The sequence below is a fragment of the Erwinia plantamica genome, from assembly GCF_043420595.1.
Taxonomy (GTDB): domain Bacteria; phylum Pseudomonadota; class Gammaproteobacteria; order Enterobacterales; family Enterobacteriaceae; genus Erwinia; species Erwinia aeris.
The window spans coordinates 25868-47564 of sequence record NZ_JBGCUC010000025.1 but is presented as its reverse complement, the minus strand read 5'-3'; the positions used below and the strand labels follow the sequence as shown (position 1 = coordinate 47564).

19 protein-coding genes and 1 pseudogene are annotated in these 21697 nt (G+C 57.5%); 10 read left to right on the top strand and 10 right to left on the bottom strand.

Going from position 1 to position 21697, the window contains the following annotated elements:
* Positions 1–2: 2 nt before the first annotated feature.
* The 4 genes and pseudogenes from AB3U87_RS20235 to AB3U87_RS20220 form a co-directional block, all read left to right on the top strand.
* Positions 3–1376, top strand: a complete 1374-nt coding sequence (locus AB3U87_RS20235) for a sucrose-specific PTS transporter subunit IIBC (protein ID WP_253454368.1) — start codon at positions 3–5, stop codon at positions 1374–1376.
* Entirely contained in the window at positions 1373–2773 is a 1401-nt protein-coding gene (locus tag AB3U87_RS20230; RefSeq protein WP_394150284.1) for a sucrose-6-phosphate hydrolase, read from the top strand. The genes AB3U87_RS20235 and AB3U87_RS20230 overlap by 4 nt, the downstream gene beginning before the upstream one ends.
* Positions 2774–2801: 28 nt before the next feature.
* Complete coding sequence (locus AB3U87_RS20225) at positions 2802–3806, top strand: LacI family DNA-binding transcriptional regulator (protein WP_301253439.1); 1005 nt, start codon at positions 2802–2804, stop codon at positions 3804–3806.
* Positions 3803–3850, top strand: a pseudogene (locus tag AB3U87_RS20220) (hypothetical protein); the annotation flags it as partial. The gene AB3U87_RS20225 and the pseudogene AB3U87_RS20220, both read left to right, overlap by 4 nt.
* Here AB3U87_RS20220 and AB3U87_RS20215 read toward each other — a convergent pair.
* A complete protein-coding gene (locus tag AB3U87_RS20215) occupies positions 3832–4602 on the bottom strand; it encodes a DeoR/GlpR family DNA-binding transcription regulator (protein ID WP_253454371.1) in 771 nt (256 codons plus the stop codon). The pseudogene AB3U87_RS20220 and the gene AB3U87_RS20215 sit on opposite strands and share 19 nt — an antisense overlap.
* A gap of 98 nt (positions 4603–4700) precedes the next feature.
* Here AB3U87_RS20215 and AB3U87_RS20210 point away from each other — a divergent pair, with 98 nt between their 5' ends.
* The gene (locus AB3U87_RS20210; RefSeq protein WP_394150281.1) at positions 4701–5486 is read left to right on the top strand and encodes an inositol monophosphatase family protein; all 786 of its coding nucleotides are present in this window, start codon (positions 4701–4703) and stop codon (positions 5484–5486) included.
* A gap of 30 nt (positions 5487–5516) precedes the next feature.
* On the top strand, positions 5517–6680 hold the full coding sequence (locus tag AB3U87_RS20205) for an MFS transporter (protein WP_370733985.1): 1164 nt from the start codon (positions 5517–5519) through the stop codon (positions 6678–6680).
* 112 nt (positions 6681–6792) lie between these two features.
* Here AB3U87_RS20205 and AB3U87_RS20200 read toward each other — a convergent pair whose 3' ends face one another.
* The 5 genes from AB3U87_RS20200 to AB3U87_RS20180 all read right to left on the bottom strand — a co-directional run bounded on the left by AB3U87_RS20200 (position 6793) and on the right by AB3U87_RS20180 (position 13478).
* A complete protein-coding gene (locus AB3U87_RS20200) occupies positions 6793–8172 on the bottom strand; it encodes an FAD/NAD(P)-binding protein (RefSeq protein ID WP_394150279.1) in 1380 nt (459 codons plus the stop codon).
* A gap of 486 nt (positions 8173–8658) precedes the next feature.
* Complete coding sequence (gene betA, locus AB3U87_RS20195; protein ID WP_394150277.1) at positions 8659–10347, bottom strand: choline dehydrogenase; 1689 nt, start codon at positions 10345–10347, stop codon at positions 8659–8661.
* 63 nt (positions 10348–10410) lie between these two features.
* The gene (betB, locus tag AB3U87_RS20190) at positions 10411–11868 is read right to left on the bottom strand and encodes a betaine-aldehyde dehydrogenase (RefSeq protein WP_253460990.1); all 1458 of its coding nucleotides are present in this window, start codon (positions 11866–11868) and stop codon (positions 10411–10413) included.
* A 26-nt stretch (positions 11869–11894) separates the two neighbouring features.
* Positions 11895–12491 carry a transcriptional regulator BetI gene (gene betI / locus AB3U87_RS20185; protein ID WP_253454376.1) on the bottom strand — a complete coding sequence of 199 codons (597 nt, stop codon included), beginning with the start codon at positions 12489–12491 and terminating at the stop codon, positions 11895–11897.
* A gap of 393 nt (positions 12492–12884) precedes the next feature.
* Positions 12885–13478 (bottom strand): TetR/AcrR family transcriptional regulator, encoded by a 594-nt coding sequence (locus AB3U87_RS20180; protein ID WP_394150275.1) that lies wholly within the window; start codon positions 13476–13478, stop codon positions 12885–12887.
* Positions 13479–13628: 150 nt separating this feature from the next.
* Here AB3U87_RS20180 and AB3U87_RS20175 point away from each other — a divergent pair, with 150 nt between their 5' ends.
* A complete protein-coding gene (locus AB3U87_RS20175; protein WP_253454378.1) occupies positions 13629–15026 on the top strand; it encodes an amidase in 1398 nt (465 codons plus the stop codon).
* A 117-nt stretch (positions 15027–15143) separates the two neighbouring features.
* Here the strand turns inward: AB3U87_RS20175 and AB3U87_RS20170 are convergent, their stop codons facing one another.
* Both AB3U87_RS20170 and AB3U87_RS20165 read right to left on the bottom strand, forming a co-directional pair.
* Entirely contained in the window at positions 15144–15500 is a 357-nt protein-coding gene (locus AB3U87_RS20170; protein WP_301289494.1) for an ASCH domain-containing protein, read from the bottom strand.
* A gap of 333 nt (positions 15501–15833) precedes the next feature.
* The gene (locus AB3U87_RS20165; protein WP_394150272.1) at positions 15834–16895 is read right to left on the bottom strand and encodes a hypothetical protein; all 1062 of its coding nucleotides are present in this window, start codon (positions 16893–16895) and stop codon (positions 15834–15836) included.
* A gap of 110 nt (positions 16896–17005) precedes the next feature.
* On the opposite strand from AB3U87_RS20165, the gene AB3U87_RS20160 reads away from it, so the two are divergent.
* Positions 17006–17890 carry a LysR family transcriptional regulator gene (locus AB3U87_RS20160; protein WP_253454380.1) on the top strand — a complete coding sequence of 295 codons (885 nt, stop codon included), beginning with the start codon at positions 17006–17008 and terminating at the stop codon, positions 17888–17890.
* 394 nt (positions 17891–18284) lie between these two features.
* On the opposite strand, the gene AB3U87_RS20155 is transcribed toward AB3U87_RS20160, so the two are convergent.
* Entirely contained in the window at positions 18285–19334 is a 1050-nt protein-coding gene (locus AB3U87_RS20155; protein WP_394150270.1) for an AraC family transcriptional regulator, read from the bottom strand.
* Here AB3U87_RS20155 and AB3U87_RS20150 point away from each other — a divergent pair.
* Positions 19333–19668, top strand: coding sequence for an EthD domain-containing protein (locus AB3U87_RS20150; protein ID WP_301729634.1), 336 nt, complete (start codon positions 19333–19335; stop codon positions 19666–19668). The two genes, AB3U87_RS20155 and AB3U87_RS20150, sit on opposite strands and share 2 nt — an antisense overlap.
* A 175-nt stretch (positions 19669–19843) precedes the next feature.
* Here AB3U87_RS20150 and AB3U87_RS20145 read toward each other — a convergent pair whose 3' ends face one another.
* Positions 19844–20674, bottom strand: coding sequence for an SDR family oxidoreductase (locus AB3U87_RS20145; protein WP_394150268.1), 831 nt, complete (start codon positions 20672–20674; stop codon positions 19844–19846).
* A gap of 100 nt (positions 20675–20774) precedes the next feature.
* On the opposite strand from AB3U87_RS20145, the gene AB3U87_RS20140 reads away from it, so the two are divergent.
* Complete coding sequence (locus tag AB3U87_RS20140) at positions 20775–21677, top strand: LysR family transcriptional regulator (protein ID WP_253454384.1); 903 nt, start codon at positions 20775–20777, stop codon at positions 21675–21677.
* Positions 21678–21697: the final 20 nt, after the last annotated feature.

Genomic DNA, 21697 nt, shown 5'->3' with positions numbered 1-21697 from the left:
ACATGAATTTTGAACAGATTGCCCGCCAGCTGCTGCCGCTGCTCGGCGGCCGGGAAAACATCGCTTCTGCCGCCCACTGCGCCACCCGCTTAAGGCTGGTGCTGGTAGACGACAGCCTGGCGGATAAAAAAGCGATCGGCGAGCTGGAAGGCGTAAAAGGCTGCTTCCAGAACGCCGGACAGATGCAGGTGATTTTCGGCAGCGGCATTGTGAATAAGGTGCACGCCGCCTTTATCCAGACCGCCGGGATTGGCGAATCAAGCAAAAGCGAGGCGGCTTCCGTCGCGGCCCGCAAGCTCAATCCCGCCCAGCGCATCGCGCGGCTGCTTTCCAATATTTTTGTGCCGATTATCCCGGCCATCGTCGCCTCCGGCGTGCTGATGGGCCTGCTCGGCATGATGAAAACCTACGGCTGGGTCGATGCAGGCAGCGCGCTGTTCATTATGCTGGATATGTTCAGCTCCGCCGCGTTTATTATTTTGCCGATCCTGATTGGCTTTACCGCCGCCCGCGAATTCGGCGGCAACCCTTACCTGGGCGCGACGCTCGGCGGCATCCTCACCCATCCGGCGCTGACCAACGCCTGGGGCGTGGCGGGCGGCGTACAGACCATGAACTTCTTTGGCCTGGATATCGCGATGGTCGGTTATCAGGGCACGGTGTTCCCGGTGCTGCTGGCGGTATGGTTTATGAGCCTGGTTGAGAAGCGGCTGCGGAAAATCATTCCCAACGCGCTGGATATTATCCTGACGCCGTTTTTAACGGTAATTATCGCCGGTTTCGTCGCCATGCTGGTGATTGGCCCGGCAGGCCGCGCGCTGGGCGACGGCATTTCGCTGGTGCTGAGCACGCTGATCGCCCACGCGGGCTGGCTGGCCGGGCTGCTGTTCGGCGGGCTTTACTCAGTGATTGTTATTTCCGGCGTGCATCACAGCTTCCACGCTATCGAAGCGGGCCTGTTGGGCAATCCCGCCATCGGCGTCAACTTTTTGCTGCCGATCTGGTCGATGGCTAACATCGCGCAGGCGGGTGCCTGTCTGGCCGTTTGGTTTAAAACCCGCGACGTGAAGATCCGCAGCATCGTGCTTCCCTCCGCGCTCTCCGGGCTGTTAGGCATTACGGAAGCGGCTATTTTTGGCGTGAACCTGCGCTTTATGAAGCCCTTTATCGCCGGGATCGTCGGCGGCGCGGTCGGCGGCGCTTTTGTGGTGCTGATGCACGTGGGCATGACCGCCGTCGGCCTGACCGCGCTGCCTGGCATGGCTATCGTGCAGGCCAGCTCGCTGGTTTCTTATATCATCGGCATGGCGCTGGCCTTCGGCACCGCTTTTATTCTTTCCCTGCTGCTGAAATACAACGTTGAGGACAAAGCATGAGCGAAGCACAGCTGATCAATCGCGCGCTTAAGGCGGTGATGAACAGGAACGCCAGCGAAGATCCGCATCGTCCCGCCTGGCACCTTTCGCCGCAGACCGGCCTGATGAACGATCCCAACGGCTTTATTCAGTTTCAGGGTGAATGGCATCTTTTTTATCAGTGGAATCCGCTGGCCTGCGCGCACGGCGCCAAATATTGGGGCCACTGGCGCTCGGCTAACCTGCTGGACTGGCAGCATGAGCCGCTGGCGCTGGTCCCGGCCGAAACGTATGAAAGCCACGGCTGCTATTCCGGTTCGGCTGTCGATCACGACGGCACGCTGACCCTGTTTTATACCGGCAACGTGAAATTTTCCGGGGGCCGCACCGCCTGGCAGTGCATGGCAACGGTGAACGATGCGGGCGATGTGACCAAAACCGGCCCGGTTATCGGGCTGCCGCCGGGCTACACCGGCCACGTGCGCGACCCGAAAGTCTGGCACCATCAGGATAGCTGGTATATGGTGCTCGGCGCGCAGGATTTGAAAGAACAAGGGAAAGTGCTGCTTTATCGCAGCGAATCGCTGCATGAATGGACGCTGCTGGGTGAAATTGCCGGATCGCAGCTTAATGGCCTGGGCGACTTTGGCTATATGTGGGAATGCCCTGACCTGTTCGCGCTGGGCGATCGCGATGTGCTGCTGGTTTGCCCGCAGGGCCTGCCCGCGCAGCAGAGAAAATGGCTCAACGCCCACCAGAGCGGCTATTTTATCGGCAGGCTGGATTACGCGGCGGCCCGCTTCCCGCACGGCGAGTTCTGCGAGCTGGACCACGGCTTTGAATTTTATGCGCCGCAAACCACGCTCAGCGATGACGGGCGCAGAGTGCTTATCGGCTGGATGGGCGTGCCGGACGCCGAAGAACTGTTGCAGCCGACCGTAGCCCGCGGCTGGATACATATTATGACCTGCCCGCGCGAGCTGACGCTGGAGCAGGATCGGCTGATGCAGCGTCCGGCGCGCGAGTTACAGCAGCTGCGCCAGCAGCGGTCGCGCTATCAGCAGCGGGCCGCCTCTTTGCCGACGCTGCCGGTTGAACGCGCCGAGCTGGTTATTGGTTCGAGGGGTAGCTGGTCGGCCTGCTTCGGCGAGGCGCTGACGCTGGTTTGCAACGAGGACGGCCTGACGCTGAGCCGCCGCAATCTGCGCAGCGGCGAGACAGAACATCGCTACTGGACGGGCGCGGTTTCTCACCTGCAAATTCTCTGCGATCGCTCCAGCATTGAGATTTTTATCAACGACGGCGAAGGTGTGATGTCGGCGCGCTATTTCCCGAATGCCGTGCCGGAAGTGGTGTGGCAAGGCGAAGCCAGCCTGACCGTCGATTACTGGCAACTCCGTTCAGGCATGGTAGTATAATGCGCTGACTCCCCTGATACGAATGCCTGTGAATAAGCCGAAACGCGTGACCATCAACGATATCGCCAGCCTGGCTGGCGTGTCCAAATCCACCGCCAGCCTGGTGCTGAACGGCCGTGGCAAAGAGCTGCGCGTGGCCGAAGCGACCCGCCAGCGGGTGATGGAGATCGCGCAGATGACGCACTATCAGCCCAGTATTCACGCGCGGGCGCTGAACAACTCGCGCAGCCATACCATCGGGCTGGTGGTGCCGGAAATGACCAACCACGGCTTCGCCACCTTTTCTCACGCGCTGGAAACGCTGTGCCGCGACGCCGGTTTACAGCTCTTAATCGCCTGCACCGACGAAAACAGCAGCCAGGAAACGCTGGCGGTCAACAATCTGATCCAGCGTCAGGTCGACGGGCTGATCGTCGCCTCCAGCCAGCTGAACGACAGCGAGTATCAGCAGCTCAGCCGCCAGCTGCCGGTGCTGCTGTTTGACCGTCATCTGGGCGACTCCACGCTACCGCTGGTGATCTCTGAGTCGATTATCTCTACGGCGACGCTGGTCGAGCCGATCGCCAGGGAAGTTGAGGAATTTTACTTTTTTGGCGGCCAGCCGCGCATTTCGCCGACGCGCGATCGCCTGGCCGGTTTTCGTCAGGGGCTGGAACAGGCCGGTCTGGCGGTGCAACCGGAATGGATCCTGCACGGCCATTACAACGCCAGCTCGGGCTACGAGATGTTTGCCGAGCTGGTTATGCGGCTGGGCCGCGTGCCGCAGGCGCTGTTCTGCGCCGCCTGCGGGCTGCAGGAAGGGGTGCTGCGCTACCTGAGCCAGCATCATTTACTGTCGGCGCCCGTCAGGCTGTGCAGCTTTGACGATCACTACCTTTACGACGCGCTGTCGGTAAAAATCGATACCGTGATGCAGGATAACCGCCAGCTGGCCTGGCGCTGTTTTGAAACGCTGACCGGCCTGATTGACGGCAAGCTGACGGAAACGCCGCACATTTATCTGCCCGCCCGGGTAAGAAGGCGAACGCCATAGGTGCTGCTTCGGATGCTCAGGCAAGCTACGGATGCACCAGTGCGATATTTTTTTCCCTGAAGGCCGCCAGCGTATCCGCCGGCAGATCCGCCTCGACCACCAGCTGCGTAAGCGCCTCGCAGGCCACCACGGTATAACGCGCTACGCCGGGAATTTTTTCTCTGGTCATGGCGACGATAATCTCATCGCTGCGGCCCGTTAGCGCTTTTTTAAACTCCACGTCTTCATAATCAAATCCCGTTAAGCCCTCTTCGCTGTCCAGCGCGCAGCCGCCCAGAAAAAGCTGGTCGAAACGAATGTCGCGGATCTGGGAGAAGGCGGTGATGCCCAGGCTACCGCCCGTTGCCGTGTGCAGCCGACCGCCGATAACGATCGTCTCGCAGCGCGGCAGCTTCATCAGCTCCACCGCGATAATGGGCGAATGGGTGACCACCGTCAGCGCCATTTCCGGCGGCAGCGCGCGGGCAAAAGCCAGGTTGGTAGAGCCTGCGTCGATAAATATCACGCTTTGCGGCTTAACCAGACGGCTACACGCCAGCCCCAGACGCGCTTTTTCCGCACCGTTTTTTTCCGTCCTCGCCAGCAGATCGCCCTGCGAGGCAAGCACGCTGACCGCGCCGCCATACACCTTTTTGCAAATCCCTTCGCGCGCCAGCTCCTGCAGATCCCGGCGTACGGTATGTTCGGAAACGCCCAGCTGTTCGGCCAGCGTCGCGCAGACTACCCGTCCCTTCTCTTGCAACTCCTGGCGGATCAGGGACTGCCGCTGTTGCGGGAAAGCTGCATAATCGAGCATAAAACCTCTTAAACGAGCTTTAAAAAACGCACAATACGGCATACACTATCATCCGTTCAGAGGTTGTCAACTTTCCCTCGTCCCGAAGGAGTCGCCGCATGAAGCTTCCTGATATCGCTTTTCTGCATGAACTGGCCGACGCAGCCGACCAGCAAACGCTGCCGCGCTTTCGCAGCAGTGAAAACCTTGCCATCAGCACTAAACCTAAAGAGGGTTTTCGTTTCGACCCGGTTACCCTTGCCGATCGCGAAGCGGAAAAAGCCATGCGGGATCTTATCGCGCAGCGCTATCCCACGCATGCCGTGATGGGTGAAGAATTTGGCCTCAAAGCGGGCGACAAGCGCGCGCCTTGTTGGGTGCTGGATCCCATAGACGGCACGCGGCCTTTTCTTTGTGGTCTGCCGGTATGGGGCACGTTAATCGGCCTGCTGCATCACGACCGCGCGGTGATGGGAATGATGAGCCAGCCCTTTACCGGCGAACGCTTTTATGCCGACGGCTCGCAGTCATGGGCTGAAGGCCCTTATGGCAAAGTTCGCCTGCAAACCCGCCGGGATACCCCGCTGGATCAGGCTATTTTACATACCACCTCGCCGGAATCGCTGGGGCAGACGTCGTTGAAGTTTGACGCGCTGGATAAGGCCGTGCTGATGACCCGTTACGGCGGCGAATGTTATGCCATGGCGATGCTGGCCGCCGGTAAAATCGATGTTTGCGTTGAGTTCGCCCTTCAGCCTTATGACATTGTGGCGCTGATCCCGCTGATTGAGCTGGCAGGCGGCGTAGTGACTACCCCGGATGGCGGTCGGCCTGAACAGGGCGGCCAGGTTATCGCCAGCGGCTGCCCTCGCCTGCACTCGCAAATTTTGTCTATCTTAAACTGACGCTTAATTTAACCCGGAGTATCACCGCTCATGCCTGACCATGTCGACACGCTGCACCAGTCCGCCGCAGAAACGCCCGCAAGACGCGAGCAGAACGCCACGCGAGCCATGTTTTTTGTGGCGGGTTTCGCCACCGCTGGCTGGTCCGCGCTGGTGCCCTTCGCCAAAATGAATACCGGCGTCAACGACGGCACGCTGGGAATGCTGCTGCTCTGCCTGGGCGTGGGGGCGCTGGTGGCGATGCCGCTGACAGGCCATCTCACCACGCGTTTTGGCTGCCGGGCGGTGATGACCGTTGCCACGCTGGCCTTCTGCCTGATGCTGCCCTTGCTCTCGGTGATCCCCAGCCCTGTACTGCTGGCGCTGGCGCTGCTGGTGTTCGGCATGGGCGTGGGCACCACCGACTGCGCGATGAACGTGCAGGCGATCCTGGTGGAAAAAGCGGCGCCTAAGCCGATGATGTCCGGCTTCCACGGCTTTTACAGCCTGGGCGGCATTGCGGGCGCGGGTGCGGTCAGCGGCCTGATGGCGAGTGGACTGTCGCCCTTTGCCGCCAGCCTGGCGGCCGCCGTGGTTTCGCTGCTGCTGCTGGGTTACAGCTTTCGCGGCCTGCTGACCTACGCTAACCCGCCGGAAGGCCCGGCCTTCGCCCTGCCGCACGGCGCCGTGCTGACCATTGGCGCGATCTGTTTTGCCGTGTTCCTGGCAGAAGGCACGGTGCTGGACTGGAGTGCGGTATTCCTGACCGAACACCGCGATATGCCGGATACGCTGGGCGGCTTAGGCTTTGCCTGCTTTGCTACCGCGATGACCGTGGGCAGGCTGACCGGCGACCGCATCGTGGCGCGTTTCGGCCGCGAAAAAGTGGTGATCCTGGGCGCGCTGACCGCCGCCGTCGGGCTGGCGCTGCCGGTGATCGTCCCCTCCTGGCACGTTGCGCTGGTGGGCTATATGCTGATCGGCATCGGCTGCGCCAATATCGTGCCGGTGATGTTCACCGCTATCGGCAGGCAAAAAAGCATGCCGCAGGCCGCCGCCGTCCCGGCCGTCACCACGCTGGGCTATATCGGCGTGCTGGCCGGGCCTGCCACCATTGGCTTTGTCGCTCACCTTAGCTCGCTGCCGGTAGCCTTTATCATGGTTACGGTGCTGATGCTGCTGGTGGTGGCGCTTTCCCGCCGCGTGCGCATGTAGCAGCTATGCTGTCTGTGCCTCTCGCTAAGCCCGCGACGGTAAAGCGCAGCCGCGAGTGGAACAGCGTTAACGGTGCCTTCCGTTCAGCCCGCGACGGCGAAACGCAGCCCCGTCACGGCGTAAACGGCGCGGCACCAACCAGCTGACGGGCCACCGCTTCGGCATGTTCCGCCACCTGCGGCAGGCCCATCAGTTCGCCAAAGCGTCCGCGCGCCGCTGGCCCGACCACGTGCAGGTGCGCATTGGCCGTGCCCTGACGATTCAGGGTGCGCGACTGCGCGTCGACCAGGATGCCCAGCGCCAGCGGATCGGCCTGGATTATGCCCTCTTCCGCCAGCTGGCTAAGCAGCCTGTCACTGGTCAGCAGCGCATTATGTGCCGGGCCGGTGGTGACGATCAGTTTGTCTGCGATAAGACAGACTTCCGCGCCTTTGCGCGGCCCCAACCTCAGCGCGATTTGTTCTCCCTGCGCCCCAACCCCGGCCAGCCTTGCTGCCAGCACGCGCAGCTGGCCGCTGCGTTGCCAGGTTTGCAAGGCCTGGCTGACCTGCGGCGCAATGCGGTAGCGATGCACATCCCACCAGGATCGTAAATGACGCAGAAAGCGGCGCTGCTCCCTTAGCGGCAATTGCTGCCAGATCTGCTGCGCGTGCGCGCGAATGTCGTCCAGCACCAGCTGCCAGGGCTGGCCTTCTGCCGCAGCCTGAGCCACTTCCTGACGCACCCGCCGCAGCCAGCCGCGCGCGGTGGCGGGCGCCTGCCGATAATCAAGCAATCGGGGCGCATAGTCGCCGCTGACGTTGTCGCGCGGCAGCTGGCCCCGCCTTGAAAAGGCCGTGACCGGGCCACGGTGCCCCCGCGCGGCAAGCGAAGCGACCATATCGGCCATGGTCAGGCCCGTGCCCATAATGACCACCCGCTCGTTTACGCCGACCGCTGCCAGCGCCTGCGGATGCCAGGGATTGGCGATCAGCCCCGGATGCCCGCCCAGCGCCTGCTGTACGCTTTGCGGCACGGCGGGCGGCGGATGGCTGATGGCCAGCACCACCTCATCCGCCCGAAATGTTTTGCCGGAAGCCGTAGTAACCAGCCCGTCACGCAGCGCCACGGCCCGGTCCTGACAGTGCGTCAGCCTGACGCAGGATTGGGCCGCCAGGCGAAACTGGTCCGCCACGTAAGCGCCGAACCAGCCACGCTGCGGATAGACTTTGCCGTCATGCCAGTGAGCGGCAGGATCCTGTCGGTCAGCGCCGGACTGCTGATACCAGCGCGCAAAATCCCCTTCTTCCGCTGCGGAGAGCTGCATTCGGGCGGCGGGGACATTGATACGGTGCGCCGGATCCGGGGTGCTGTAAGCGACACCCTGTCCCGGCTGCGCGCGCGGTTCAATCACCGTTACCGCTAAGCCCGCCTCGCCCAGGCGGGCAAGATGGATAGCCAGCGTTGTGCCGGTAAAGCCGCCGCCAATAATTACAATATGTCGCTCAGCCATGCGCTGTCCCGGTCAAAGAGGTTTCAGGGGCTGCCTTCGCTAACGTTATGGCTTTGCCCACCAGTACGGGCAGACATTGCCGATATAAGAAGAAAAGGCCTGCATGGAGCACACTATAGACAGGATAACCAACCACGACCAGAAAGCACGCGGCGCGGCGGTCGTCTGGTTCTATGATGAAAAGCGGAGAGTAAGGCCGTGCAAACAGCTACGTGTTCAGGGCCGTCAGGCGTTCAGGCAGGCAGTCAGGTACTCAGATACTCAGGCAGTCAGGCAGTCAGGCAATCAGGCAATCAGGCAATCAGGCAATCAGGCAATCAGGCAATCAGGCAATCAGGCAATCAGGCAATCAGGCAATTTTGCCGAAGGCTGGCTGATACAAAAATGCACGCAACGGGCTGCATAGCCGTTACGTGCATTTTTTATTAAGGTACGGCAGACAGCGCCCCGCAGGCTGGTTTGCCAGCTTTCGGGACGCGGCAGCTATCAGGCCACGCCTTCTTCCTGTGCCTGCTCAGCCTCGGCTTTTTCGCGCGCCAGGCGATAGTAATCCGCTTTGGAAGCGGCCAGCGGGGTACGGCCCCGGATCAGATCGGCCATTTTCTCGGCGATCATCACGGTGGGCGCATTCAGGTTGCCGGTGGTGATCTGCGGCATAATCGAAGCATCCACCACGCGCAGCTTCTGCATCCCGTGCACGCGGCCTTCCGCATCCACTACCGCCATCTCGTCATTGCCCATTGCGCAGCTGCCGCAAGGGTGATAGGCCGTTTCGGCATGATCGCGGATAAAGGCGTCAATCTGCTCGTCGGTCTGCACCGACGCGCCCGGCTGGATCTCTTCGCCGCAGTATTCAGCCAGCGCGGGCTGACGCATGATTTCACGCGTGTGGCGCACCGCGCTGCGGAACTCTTCCCAGTCGCGATCTTCCGACATGTAGTTAAAGAAGATCGACGGCGCGGCGTAAGGGTGTTTTGAGGTCAGCCTGACGCGACCACGGCTCATCGAGCGCATCGGGCCAACGTGCGCCTGGAAGCCGTGCTCTTGCACCGGGCTGCTGCCGTTGTAGTTAATGGCGACCGGCAGGAAGTGATACTGCAGATCCGGCCAGTCCGGCTTGTCGTCGCTGCGGATAAAGCCGCCCGCTTCAAACTGGTTGCTGGCGCCGATACCCGTGCCGCTGAACAGCCATTCCGCGCCGATTGCCGGCTGGTTCCACCAGTGCAGCGACGGATAGAGGCTGACCGGCTTTTTGCAGCGGAACTGCATATAAACTTCCAGATGATCCTGTAAGTTGCGGCCTACGCCCGGCAGCGCGTGAACCACCGGGATATCCAGCTCGCGCAGCCACTCTTCCGGGCCGACGCCGGAACGCTGCAGGATCTGCGGCGAGGCGATAGCGCCCGCGCACAACAGCACTTCACGCGTGGCGGTAGCCTGCTCTTGTTTGCCGTTGCGCAGCCAGCAAACGCCGACGGCGGTTTTGCCCTCAAACAGAATACGGTCGGTCTGCGCATGGGTAACAATCGTCAGGTTTGAACGCTGCTTCGCCACGTCCAGATAGCCGCGCGCGGTGCTGGAGCGACGGCCCTGCGGCGTAACGGTGCGATCCATCGGGCCGAAGCCGTCCTGACGGTAGCCGTTCATATCGTCGGTTTCATGATGACCGGCCTGCACCGCCGCATCGATAAAGGCGCGGAACAGCGGATTATTGTCTTTTTTCGGCGTGGTGACGCTCAGGTAGCCGTCACCGCCGTGGTAATCGTTTTCACCGATATCGCGCTTCTCCGCCTTGCGGAAATAAGGCAGGCAGTTCAGATATGACCAGTTCTCCAGGCCCTTTTTGCTGGCCCAGTTGTCATAATCCATCGCGTTGCCGCGCACATAGCACATGCCGTTGATCAGTGAGGAGCCGCCAAGCCCTTTCCCGCGTCCACACTCCATGCGGCGGTTATTCATTTTCGGCTCAGGATCGGTTTCATAAGCCCAGTTATAGCGTTTTCCCTGCAGCGGATAAGCCAAAGCGGCTGGCATTTGGGTACGGAAATCCCAGCGGTGATCCTTGCCGCCTGCTTCCAGTAAAAGTACCGATACGTCAGCATCCTCAGTCAGTCGCGTGGCCAGGACGTTGCCAGCCGAGCCGGCGCCGATAATGATATAATCAAATTTCTGCATTAAACCTCCAAAACGCTGCGGCCTGCGCCGCAGCAAAAAAGTGTTATAAGCGCAAAACCGCCATCAAAACGCGGACGGATAGTCGCCCATTTCAATCAGTACGGATTTGGTGCGGGTATAGTGATGGAGCGTTTCCAGACCGTTCTCACGCCCCACGCCGGACTGCTTATAGCCGCCGACCGGCATTGGCGCAGGCGATTCGCCCCAGCTGTTCACCCAGCAGATGCCCGCTTCCAGCTGATGAATAACGCGGTGCGCGCGATTCAACGAGGTGGTGAACACGCCTGCGGCCAGGCCGTATTCGGTGTTGTTGGCGCGATCGATAACTTCCTGCTCGTCATCAAAGACCAGCACGCTCATAACCGGCCCGAAGATCTCTTCCTGCACGATACGCATTTCGTCGGTGCAGTCGGTGAAGACGGTAGGCTCCACGTAACAGCCTTTCGCCATGTCGCCTTCGGTGATACGGGAACCGCCTGCCAGCACCCGCGCGCCTTCCTGCTTGCCGATTTCCATATAGCTAACCACTTTCTGGCAGTGCTCTTCGCTGACCAGCGGGCCGAAGTTGGTTTCCGGCTTAGTCGGATCGCCGCACTTGATGCCGCGCATTTTTTCCAGCAGACGCTTTTCAAACTCCGCCTTTAAAGAGCGATGAATAAACACGCGCGTGCCGTTGGTGCAGACCTGGCCGGTGCTGTAGAAGTTGGCCATCATGGCGCCGTCTACGGCACGTTCCAGCTCAGCGTCTTCAAAGATAATCAGCGGCGATTTACCGCCCAGCTCCATCGTGACCGACTTGAGGTTAGCCAGCGCCGCATCCGCCATTACGCGTTTGCCGGTGTTGACTTCGCCGGTAAAGGAGACTTTGGCAATTTTCGGATGCTGGCTCAGGCCCTGGCCGACGCTTCCGGCGCCCTGCACCACGTTAAAGACGCCGTCCGGCAGACCAGCCTCGGTGAAGATTTTTGCCAGCTCCAGCGCGGTAAGCGGCGTGACTTCGCTGGGTTTGAAAATCATGGCGTTGCCGGTAGCCAGCGCGGGCGCGCTTTTCCACATGGCGATCTGAATCGGATAGTTCCAGGCGCCAATACCGGCGCAAACGCCCAGCGGCTCGCGGCGAGTGTAGACCAGCGCGCTGTCGCGCAGCGGGATGGATTCGCCTTCAACCGCTACGGCCAGGCCCGCGTAGTATTCCAGCACGTCCGCGCCGGTTACGATGTCCACCGCTTCCGTTTCGCTCAGGGGTTTACCGGTGTCGGCCGTTTCCAGCGCGGCCAGCTCATCGTTGCGCTCGCGCAAGAGCGCCACGGCTTTTAACAGTACGCGGCTACGTTCAACCGGCGTATAGCTACGCCAGATACGCTGACCGGCTTCGGCGGAGGCGACCGCGCGATCGATATCCTGCTGGCTGGCCGAGGTGATTTCCGCCAGCACTTCGCCATTAGCGGGGTTGATGGTGGTGAATGTTTCGCCTTGACCCGCTTCTTCGCGGCCATTGATGTAAAGTCCACGGCGTTGCATATCGGCCATGTCTCCTCCTTTAAGGGTTAGGTTGCCGGGCCGGAAAGCCACAGCGCAAGATTTTGATAGCAAAGCTGACGCGCATCGAGCAGGCCCTGCGCCATCGGCTGGGGCGCCAGCGTCATGCGCAGCCACAGGCCGTCGATCAGCGCCGCCATGCTGGCGCCCGCCGCCCGCGCCGCATCTATCGGCAGCGCTCTGGCGAACTGCGCCGTCAGGTTGGAATGCAGTCGCCGGTCGTTGATTCGCTGCAAACGCTGCAAATCGGGCTGATGCAGGCTGCTGCTCCAGAACGCCAGCCAGGTTTTCAGCACCGGCCCGGCAATCTGCGAATCGTCGAAGTTGCCATCGATAATCGCGCGGATCTGCGCCTGCGGATCGTCGGCCGCGACGCTGCGGTGATGCTCGACCGCCCTGTAGAGATCCAGCAGGATCTGACGCATACAGGCATCCAGCAGGCCGTTTTTATCGCCGAAGTAGTGGCTGACGATCCCCGTGGAGACGCCCGCCTCTCTGGCTATCAGCGCCAGGCTGGCGTCGGCCAGGCCGACCCGGTCTATCACCGTCAGCGTCGCATGAATTAACTGCGCCTGGCGGATGGCTTTCATTCCAACTTTTGGCATCGCTTAATCGGTTTCAGCTATTGAATAAGAGAGATTATAGACTTTTTATATTGAACGTTCAATCAAGAAAAAAATGACAGGCGTGGGGGTGTGAAGAAAGTTAACGAAACAGCAACGCGTGGAATCAGGTTAACCTTCTGTATTTATGCTATTTATTTGCGGATGACGTGTTAATAAATAAGCGAGCAACAACGGGCGCAAATGCGTTGTAAAGAAGCCTTTCTGATGACCTTATGCAACGGTCTGGCCAGGATTTAAGCGCGGTCTGGCAGGCTGGTGTACCGGCTTAACGCCTGCCAAACGCAGTCGGGCGGCCTGTGCTGGCGAACCAGCGTCGGTAAACATGCCAACGGAGCTGGTCGCCCGAGCCCCGGCTTTACCGGGGACGAGCTGTCAGCGCGGATTTTTGGCCGTCAGGCCATCCAGCTTTATAGCTAATTGTTCAAGCACAAAGCCCGCCGGATCCTCAAATCCGCCGTTCTGGGCGACCACCTGCAAACCTTCCAGCAGCAGCGTAATCTCTTTTGCCAGCGCCTCTGGCTCGCCCGCGCCTGCCTGGCGACACAAGGCCGCCAGCCGCTGAAACTGTCGCTGTTTGTGGGCAAAAATAAGCGCTCTGACCTCCGCGAATTGCCCGGTGGTTTCCGCCAGGGTATTGGTAAACGGGCAGCCCCGCTGCAGCGTGCCGGTAAGATTATCTGCCAGGAACCGCCCGAACCCCATAATCTGGGCGGCGGAGTCGTCCGGAAACCGTTCGGCAAGCCGATCGAATACCTGACTGTAATCCTCAACCAGTAACTGTATCCATTCCAGCACCAGCGCTTCTTTGGAAGCAAAATGTCGATAAAGCGTCATCTTGGTGGACTGCGCTTTTTCGGTAATAGCGTCCACGGTCACGCGAGTGATGCCGTCCTGATAAAAAAGCGTTTCCGCCGCCTGGAGCAGGCGATCGCGCGGGGGAAGGCGTGGCTGTGAGAGTCTGGGCATAATTCCTCGTTGCAACGATACTGGATAGTATTATACGATACCAATCGGTATCATAAGATACTAACCAGTATACACCTTCAGGGTGTTGTCGTCTTCTCAGCCACGAATCGGATTTTTATGAATCTTTCAGACTATACATCTTGCGACGCTGTGGGCCTCGCAGCGCTGATTACCCAGGGCGAAGTCAGGCCTGAAGAAGTCAAAGAGGCGGCGAATAAAGCCATAGAAAAAGTGAACGGCGAGGTCAGCGCCGTGATTGAACTCTGGCAGGATGAACACAGCAATCTGCAAGGCCCGTTATACGGCGTGCCGATGCTGGTGAAGGATCTCGGCGTGTCCGTTAGCGGCCGCCGTAATGAGCTGGGGAGTCGGCTGGCGGCGGGATACGTCTCCGCGCAGGATTCTGTCCTTACGCAAAAAATGCGCCAGGCCGGGCTGGTAATGCTGGGCCGAACCACCACGCCGGAGCTGGCCACCAGCACCACCACGGAACCCAGCTTTAACGGCGGCACCCGCAATCCCTGGAATAAGCGCTACAGCGCCGGGGGATCGAGCGGCGGCTCTGCGGCGGCGGTGGCGTCAGGAATGGTGCCCGCCGCCCATGCCACCGACGGCGGCGGCTCGATCCGCGTACCGGCTGCAGTCAACGGGCTGTTCGGCCTGAAGCCCAGCCGTGGCCGCATCAGTATGGGCCCGGAAGTGGATGAAGTCTGGTCGGGCCTTGCCGTGCATGGCTTCGTCAGCCGTACGGTGCGCGACAGCGCGGCTCTGCTGGATGCCGTGCAGGGCAATACGCCCGGCGATCCTTTTATCATTGCCGCTGCGCATCAGACGCTGAGGGAGTGCGCCGCGCAGGAGCCGGGCAAGCTCAAAATCGGCGTGATGACGCATCCTTTAAATGGCCAGCGCAGCGAACCGGAAGTGGTTGCCGCGCTGGAACAGACTATTGGACAGCTTATTGCGCTGGGACATCAGGTAGAGGAAGCCGCGCCCGATATCGGCAGCTGGGACGCTTTTGTAGAAATGAATACGCGGTTCTGGGCATCGAATACCGCGGCCTGGATCGACGCGCTGGCCGCCATGATGAACAGGCCGATTAACGCCGACACGCTTGAGCCTGCAAACCTGGCGCTGTGGCGGCTTGGCCACGAGCTGACCGCAGTGGATATGATTGGCGCAATGCATATGCGCAACGCCGTGACCCAAAAAATGGGTCTGTTTTATCAGCAGTACGATATGTTGCTGACGCCTGCCCTGCCCGCTTTGCCCGTAGAACTGGGCCGCTACAATCTTCATCAGGGCAATCTGGACGGGCGCGGCTGGATGCATCAAGTTTTTGACCAGTCTCCTTTTACCGCCCTGGCTAACGTTTGCGGCACCCCGGCCATGTCGGTGCCGCTGGGGTTCAGCCCGGCGAACCATCTGCCGATCGGTATGCAGTTTTTAGCAGGATTTAATCAGGAGCCGGTATTGTTGCAGCTGGCGGGCCAGCTGGAGCGGGCCTGTCCCTGGGGCGATCGCAAACCCGCCGTCTGGGCCGGTCATTAATCTGCACTGACCGCTTTCTGCTTGTGCAATATGAATAAACAATTAAGGAGGCAGGCCCGCTTTTGACAGAGGCGGGCCTATGCGAAGGGCAAGGAATTTAACGCCAGAACGTTTATCTTACAGCACTTCAATCACCTCAAATTCTTCTGCTATCAGCTCCATATCGTCAGAAAAATGCCCTTCGCGGGTGAAAAACCGCTGATGCTCTTTCTGCCAGTATTCAAGGCTTAAATCGCCTTCACCTTCTTTGCGGGCAAACGCCTCCGTAACATCACAAAAACGCACCAGCCGCATTGAAACCAGTCTGGTCACGCAGACCGGGACGTTCTGACCATCAAGGATGATGTTATAGCTCCCAATCTTCGGGGCAGGCTCTTCCTGCTGGTAAGAGGCAAGAGATCCGCAGGAGGCCGTTTTGATCCCTTTTTTAATCAGGTCAGCAAGCTGGCTGGCCAGTTCCGGACTGTCGCCCATTTGCCAGGCATCTGCGCCTGGATACTTCGCTTTTAATACCTCAACTGTAGCTATTTACAGCCCTTTTTAATCGTCGATGAAAAACGTCATACAGGGTTTTAGCATGAACTGTCCGGACATTAACAGTGAGGCTTTCCCTCTGGTATTGTGGTCCGCTGTTCGCTCACAGTAGACTTTAGCCTGTATATGTCCGCTTTATGCCAACAGCGGACGTTGAGTTGAGTTTTGAGCAAATAAAGCTCAGTAGATCTATGGTGACTTCGCCATACAAAAATACATTAACCGAGAAAATGACAGGCTGGTTTAGCCGGACGGCCTGGCATTAAAGAGTGCTTATTTGCCTAATCGATAACGGGCAATTTTAGTATTGCGAAATGCACTCACCCATAACTCATTGCCGACTTCAAGCCCGGTTGTTGCAGCAGCGTAATTTTCCATCTTTGCATCATCAACCAGAACCCCAAGAGTCGCCAGGGTATCAGGGTCAACTTCAATGATTTTAAAAGGTACTGGACAAATATCTTTTTCAGAAGCAACACAATTAAAAATGCTGCCAGCTGACTGAAGTTGACCTGCAACTATCAGTTTCCCCTTACTGGACCAGCTTAGATTATCAGGCTTCATACCTATATTTACCTGTTGGGGCTTACTCTTCCCTGAAGAGGTAGGTAACCGCAATATACTCTCGTTTCCCCAGCCGGCAATGTAATAAAACTTGCCATCAGAACTTATCTCAAGGCCGTTGTTCAGCGAGAGTTCACTATTAGCAACCCTCCTGAAACCATTTTGCTTATTCCATTCCAACAGATAACCTGTATTGACCTTATTCTCCAGTTGTTGCATAAATTTTTTATTGTCTGTTTCAAAAGAGATCGTCACCGCCATACCATCGTCACCGAGCGGAATAACAGCATTGGGAAAAGCTTTATCAGGCATGACCACACATCCACTCCACGTCAAAGCAGGTTCAGATGTTGAAAGATCAACATTAAAGAATTCAATCGACATTCGTTTCCCCCGATTGACTGCCATAAGCTGTAGAGCACCATCATTTGTATTTCGTATGGCAAGTCCACTCATCGCCAGGTCGCTCAGATTGAGAGGTTTGCAGGCAGGATCGCCAGTCGAGGAGAGAGGTGCGACCTTAGCGTTTGCCAGCTGAGCGACGCCAGTTACTGTATTAATGAGATAGAAATAGCCAGGCTTAGATTTTCCCGGCGTTTTGTCTGTTGATGCAACCACCCATGTAGTCGCTGGAATGACAACCATATCTTCGGGATTGACTGTATTTTCGATATAGCCGATAAATTCCTGAGCATGCAATGTTTCTGTATTGATAGCCATACAAAAGGCAAGTGTAATGCTAACGAACTTACTTATTTTCAGAAATGTCATGATTTTTTTTCAGTTAATGGTCAGAGAGAACATTCTAGATAGCTAACTGAAGTTGATATAGGGGCCTAAAATCATTACATTGATGACTGAAATTCCAGTGAGACAGCATTATGGATCTAGGTGCGATAGCTGCTTTTGTATCTGCAGCGGAAGGTGGCAACTTTACCGCTGCGGCGACAGCGCTGGGTATTAGTGCTTCAGGGGTAAGTAAAGCGGTTTCACGCCTGGAAAATGAATTGCACGTCAGGCTCTTTAACCGCTCAACACGCAGTCTAAGTCTGACTGCTGATGGGGTTGTGCTATACCAACGATGTAAGCAAATACTGATTGATCTGAATGACGCTAAGCTCGCGATGTCTCATGCGCAGGATGTCCCCAAAGGCCGTCTGTACGTCAGCATTCCTGCAGCTTTTGGACGTTCGCATATGATACCAGCGATTTCTGCTTTTATGCGGCATTACCCGCTGATTGAGGTAGATGCTAGCGTAACCGACCGTTTTGTCGATATGGTGGAAGAAGGCTTCGACGCTGTTGTACGTATTGGGGATTTGCCTGACACGCGAATGATTGCCCGATCTCTGGGGGTAACCCGTTTCGTGGTAGCCGCCTCCCCTCATTATTTTCAGCGACAGCCTCGCCCTGAAAAGCCTGAAGATTTACGCGATCATAACTGTGTATCTTTTATTTCTCCTCAGACAAAAAGAATTACCGAATGGGTCTTTTTTAGTAATGATAAAAAAATTGTACATACCCCTGCAGGAACATTATCGCTGGATGATGGCGAAGCAATGGTAGATGCCGCAATTAACCATTCAGGGATAATTTACTGCCAGGATTATATGATTGAAAATGCGGTAAAAGACGGAAAACTGCAAAGGGTGCTTAAGGATTTTATAACGCCAGAAAAACCGGTAGTGGTTATGTATCCGCAAAATCGTCATTTATCACTCAAAGTACGTGTATTCGTTGACTTTATGGTTAATCATTTTTCCTGACGACACCAATCTAATGATCTTCGTTCAGATTCACATGCCCTTAAATTATCATATCCAAATCTACCTTCTTAAGGGGAAATAAAAATAATGCGAAATGCTATCATTAACTTTCACTTTCACGGCCCTTGCAACTGGGGCACTTGCCCTTGCACTCTAAACCGACGAGCGGGAGCAAGGCGTACATAGCAGATATAAAGCTGTCATGCAGGTCTGGTCGGTCCCATTATCCAGCAAACAATAAAATATGTGCTGCTTCAGCATATGCTTCCTGGCCGCGTTATCAAATCCTCTTCAAAGCTTACGCTTATAGCGGATAAAGTCCGCTTCGTGCCATAAGCGGACGTTGGCTTATGCCAGTTAATAGAGCCAGGTCACTTCATCAGCCGGAAAAATACTAATTATCAGTTTCGGTTAGTAACGGATTTTTCAACGAGTACCGTCGTGGCGAACAACCATTGAGTCGTCGAAACGCCGTACTGAACGCAGCTTCTGATTCATAACCTAGTGAGTGCGCGATTGCAGAGACAGATTCAGTGCCACTGGTGAGCCGGTGGCATGCAATCATCATCCGCCATCGTGTCAGATATTCGATTGGCGACGCGCCGGATAGACTTTTAAACCTGAGAGCGAACTTGGATCGAGACATCCCGGCCTCCTGCGCAAGTGCCGGCAAGGTCCATCGTCTGCCCGGGCTGGCATGAATTGCGCCAATGGCAGCCGCGATCCGCTTATCACCAAGTGCAAACAGCCAGCCGACGCCTTTTCCCAAGCCGTGATCCAGATAAAGCCGCAGCGCCTGGACCAGCATCAGATGCGCGAGATGCTGCACGATAAGCCTGGCGCCCGGCTGTACTCCGAACAGTTCCTGGCGCATACGATCGAGGGCCCATCGCAGACCCGCCTTGTCGTCTTCATCGCGGAGCCGAATGATGGCAGGCATTGAGCCGAGAAGCATATCGACATGGTCGCCGGCAAAGCCGAAATGGCCGCCGAGCATTGTCGTTTCTCCCCCGCCGTTCACCGTTGCGATCCCGCCGTTCCAGTCTTCTTCAGGTATGGTGGCAATGCCGATCGGCTCGAAGGCGAGGTCTCGGGCAATCAGGAACCGACGTCCGTTGGGCAGCAGGACGCAATCACCCGCCTTAAGCTTTATCGGATCCTGCCCATCATCGATGGCCAGCCAGGCGCTACCCGATACCAGCGCAAAATACTTGAGGCCAGAATGCTTCCCAAACTGAAGCGCCCATTCCCCCCCGAAGTCAAATCCACCCGCGATGTAGGTTTTCGGCGTCAATAGCGAGATGATATCGGATAAAGGATCAGCAATCATGGGGACAATCTCGAAAGTAATAGGGATATTCAAACATAGTTTGTTTCGACTTCCATGGTTATCCTTATTTCGAAGCAGACGCACCGGCTGCTCCCCGTCAAAGGATATTTTCATGATCAAAGTCGTTATCGCTTTCAGGCGTCGGCAAGGTATGAGCATAGAGGAATTCAGGAATTATCGTCGCGACGTTCATGCTCCACTGCTTTTTGCCATTCCTGAAGCAAAGAAGATCCGCCGCTTTGTTATTTCATACCCCATGGATTATGCGTCTTCAGAGCTACCCCGGTTTGACGCCATGGTGGAGGCATGGTTCGACAACGCTGAAGAGATGGATAAACTCTTTCTGTCAGACAACTTTGCAACCAGGGTGGATCCGGACCACGTAAACTTTATCGACCTGAGCTCCGTAGTCCGGCTCGTGACCGAAGAACTCATCGTCGTTGAATAACGACCCCGCCGGGGACGCAGCACGAAAAGCGTGGTCTGGAACGGCGATCTCCCCGCCCTTATCAGGGATAAATCATGTCCGCCTCGTGCCAAAAGCAGCTATCGGTGCTTTAGGTTAGAACCGAAGTGGAACGCCTCATAGCTGTTTGGCCTTCCACCTCATCGGGCCTGGCTGCCTACCCTTCCTGGCGATCTGCGTCATATGCCACGGCTTTCATTGCTTGCAGCGCGTGCAGACGCATTTTTAACGCGGCTTCAATATTGTCGTAGGCTGTGCTGCCCAGCGGCAGACGTAATGGAGGGCTGGCAGCATCTGCCGCCGCGATCATAGCCGTCACGCATTTTTCAGCATCGCCTTTAATCACAAACTCTCCGGACATCAGTGCCGCCCGCAGTTTCCCCGCTGCCGTATCACGGTAGGCCGGTAAGGCATCAGCAATATCCAGCCCCGCACCAAACCGCGTCGCCGTCGGCCCCGGCTCGACCAGCAAAAAGTCAATGCCAAACGCCGCTACTTCCTGCCGCACCGCTTCGACAAAACCTTCAATTCCCCATTTAGTGGCATGATACAAACTGAAATCAGGATAGGCGACCTGGCCGCCTTCCGACGACACCTGCACAATGCGCCCGCCACCCTGCTGCCGCAAAAAGGGAATCGCCGCGCGGATAAGCTGAATCGACCCGGTAAGATTGGTGGCAATCTGTCGCTCAATTTGCCTATCGCTTAGCTCTTCCGCTGCGCCAAACAGGCCGTAAGCCGCGTTGCTGACCATAATATCAATGCTTCCCGCCTGAGCGAACGCCGCCTCAACGGTGGGTTTTATCGTCGCTGCCATACTGAGATCAAGCACCGTTACCTGCAAACGATCGCCGTATATTGCTGACAGACCGTCTAATACTGCTCGATCGCGGACGCTGGCAAATACTCTGTCGCCTCGGGCCAGCAGCGTTTCACACATCAGGCGGCCCAGGCCGCTGGATGCACCGGTTATTAGCCAGGTTTTCATTAGGGTCTTCTCCATTCAGTGAACCGAAGGACAGCATAAACCGAATAATTGGTGGCATAATCTCCGCAAATCAGCATGAGGTGGTGGGAAATATTCAACAATGAAACGACCTTCCTGGAATGAATTGCAGGCGGTGAAAACCATTGCCGGGCAGCGCAGTTTTCGTCGCGCTGCTGAGGTGCTGGGACTTAAACGCTCGACGCTTAGCCATACTGTCAAAGGACTGGAGGCAACACTTGGCGTGCAGCTGTTCCATCGCACAACGCGCAGCGTTGCGCTGACAGAAGCGGGTGAAATACTGATCGCGCGCCTGGCACCGTTACTGGCGGAAATGGATGACCTGCTGAACGACGTTACCGCCAGCGGTCAGCAGCCTTATGGCACGCTGCGCATCAGTGCCAGCGATGCAGCGATTAGCCTTCTGCTGGAAAAGGTGCTGCCGACATTTATCCAGCAAAAGCCGGGGATTGAAATTGATTTAGTGGCGCAGGGGCAACTCATAGACATCGTGGCGCAAGGGTTTGATGCGGGCATTCGGCTGATTGAAGATGTGCCTAAAGACATGGTTGCCATTGCTCTGAGCGGGCCGCTGCGCTTTATTACCGTGGCCTCGCCCGGTTACTTAGCCGGGCGGCCCAAAATCATGCATCCGCAGGATCTGATGCAGCATACCTGTTTGCGCCAGCGCTTGCCGGGCGGTAAACGGTATCACTGGGAATATCAGCAGCATGAGCAGCAGTTTGCGCTGGATGTGCCGGGCAGCCTGACCCTCGACAGCAGCGCTTTAATGGTGGAAGCGGCTGTCGCCGGGCTGGGTGTGGCCTATGTCCCCGAGCGCTACGCCCGACAGTGGCTGGACACGCAGCGGCTGGTGACGTTGTTGGACGACTGGACCATTGCGTCACAGGGCATCGCGCTCTACTTTCCGCAACATCGCCATATGTCTGTCGCATTACGCCTGTTTATCGACACGGTAAAAGCCGTTATGCGCGACCGGGCATAGCCTAATCGATTTATTTTATT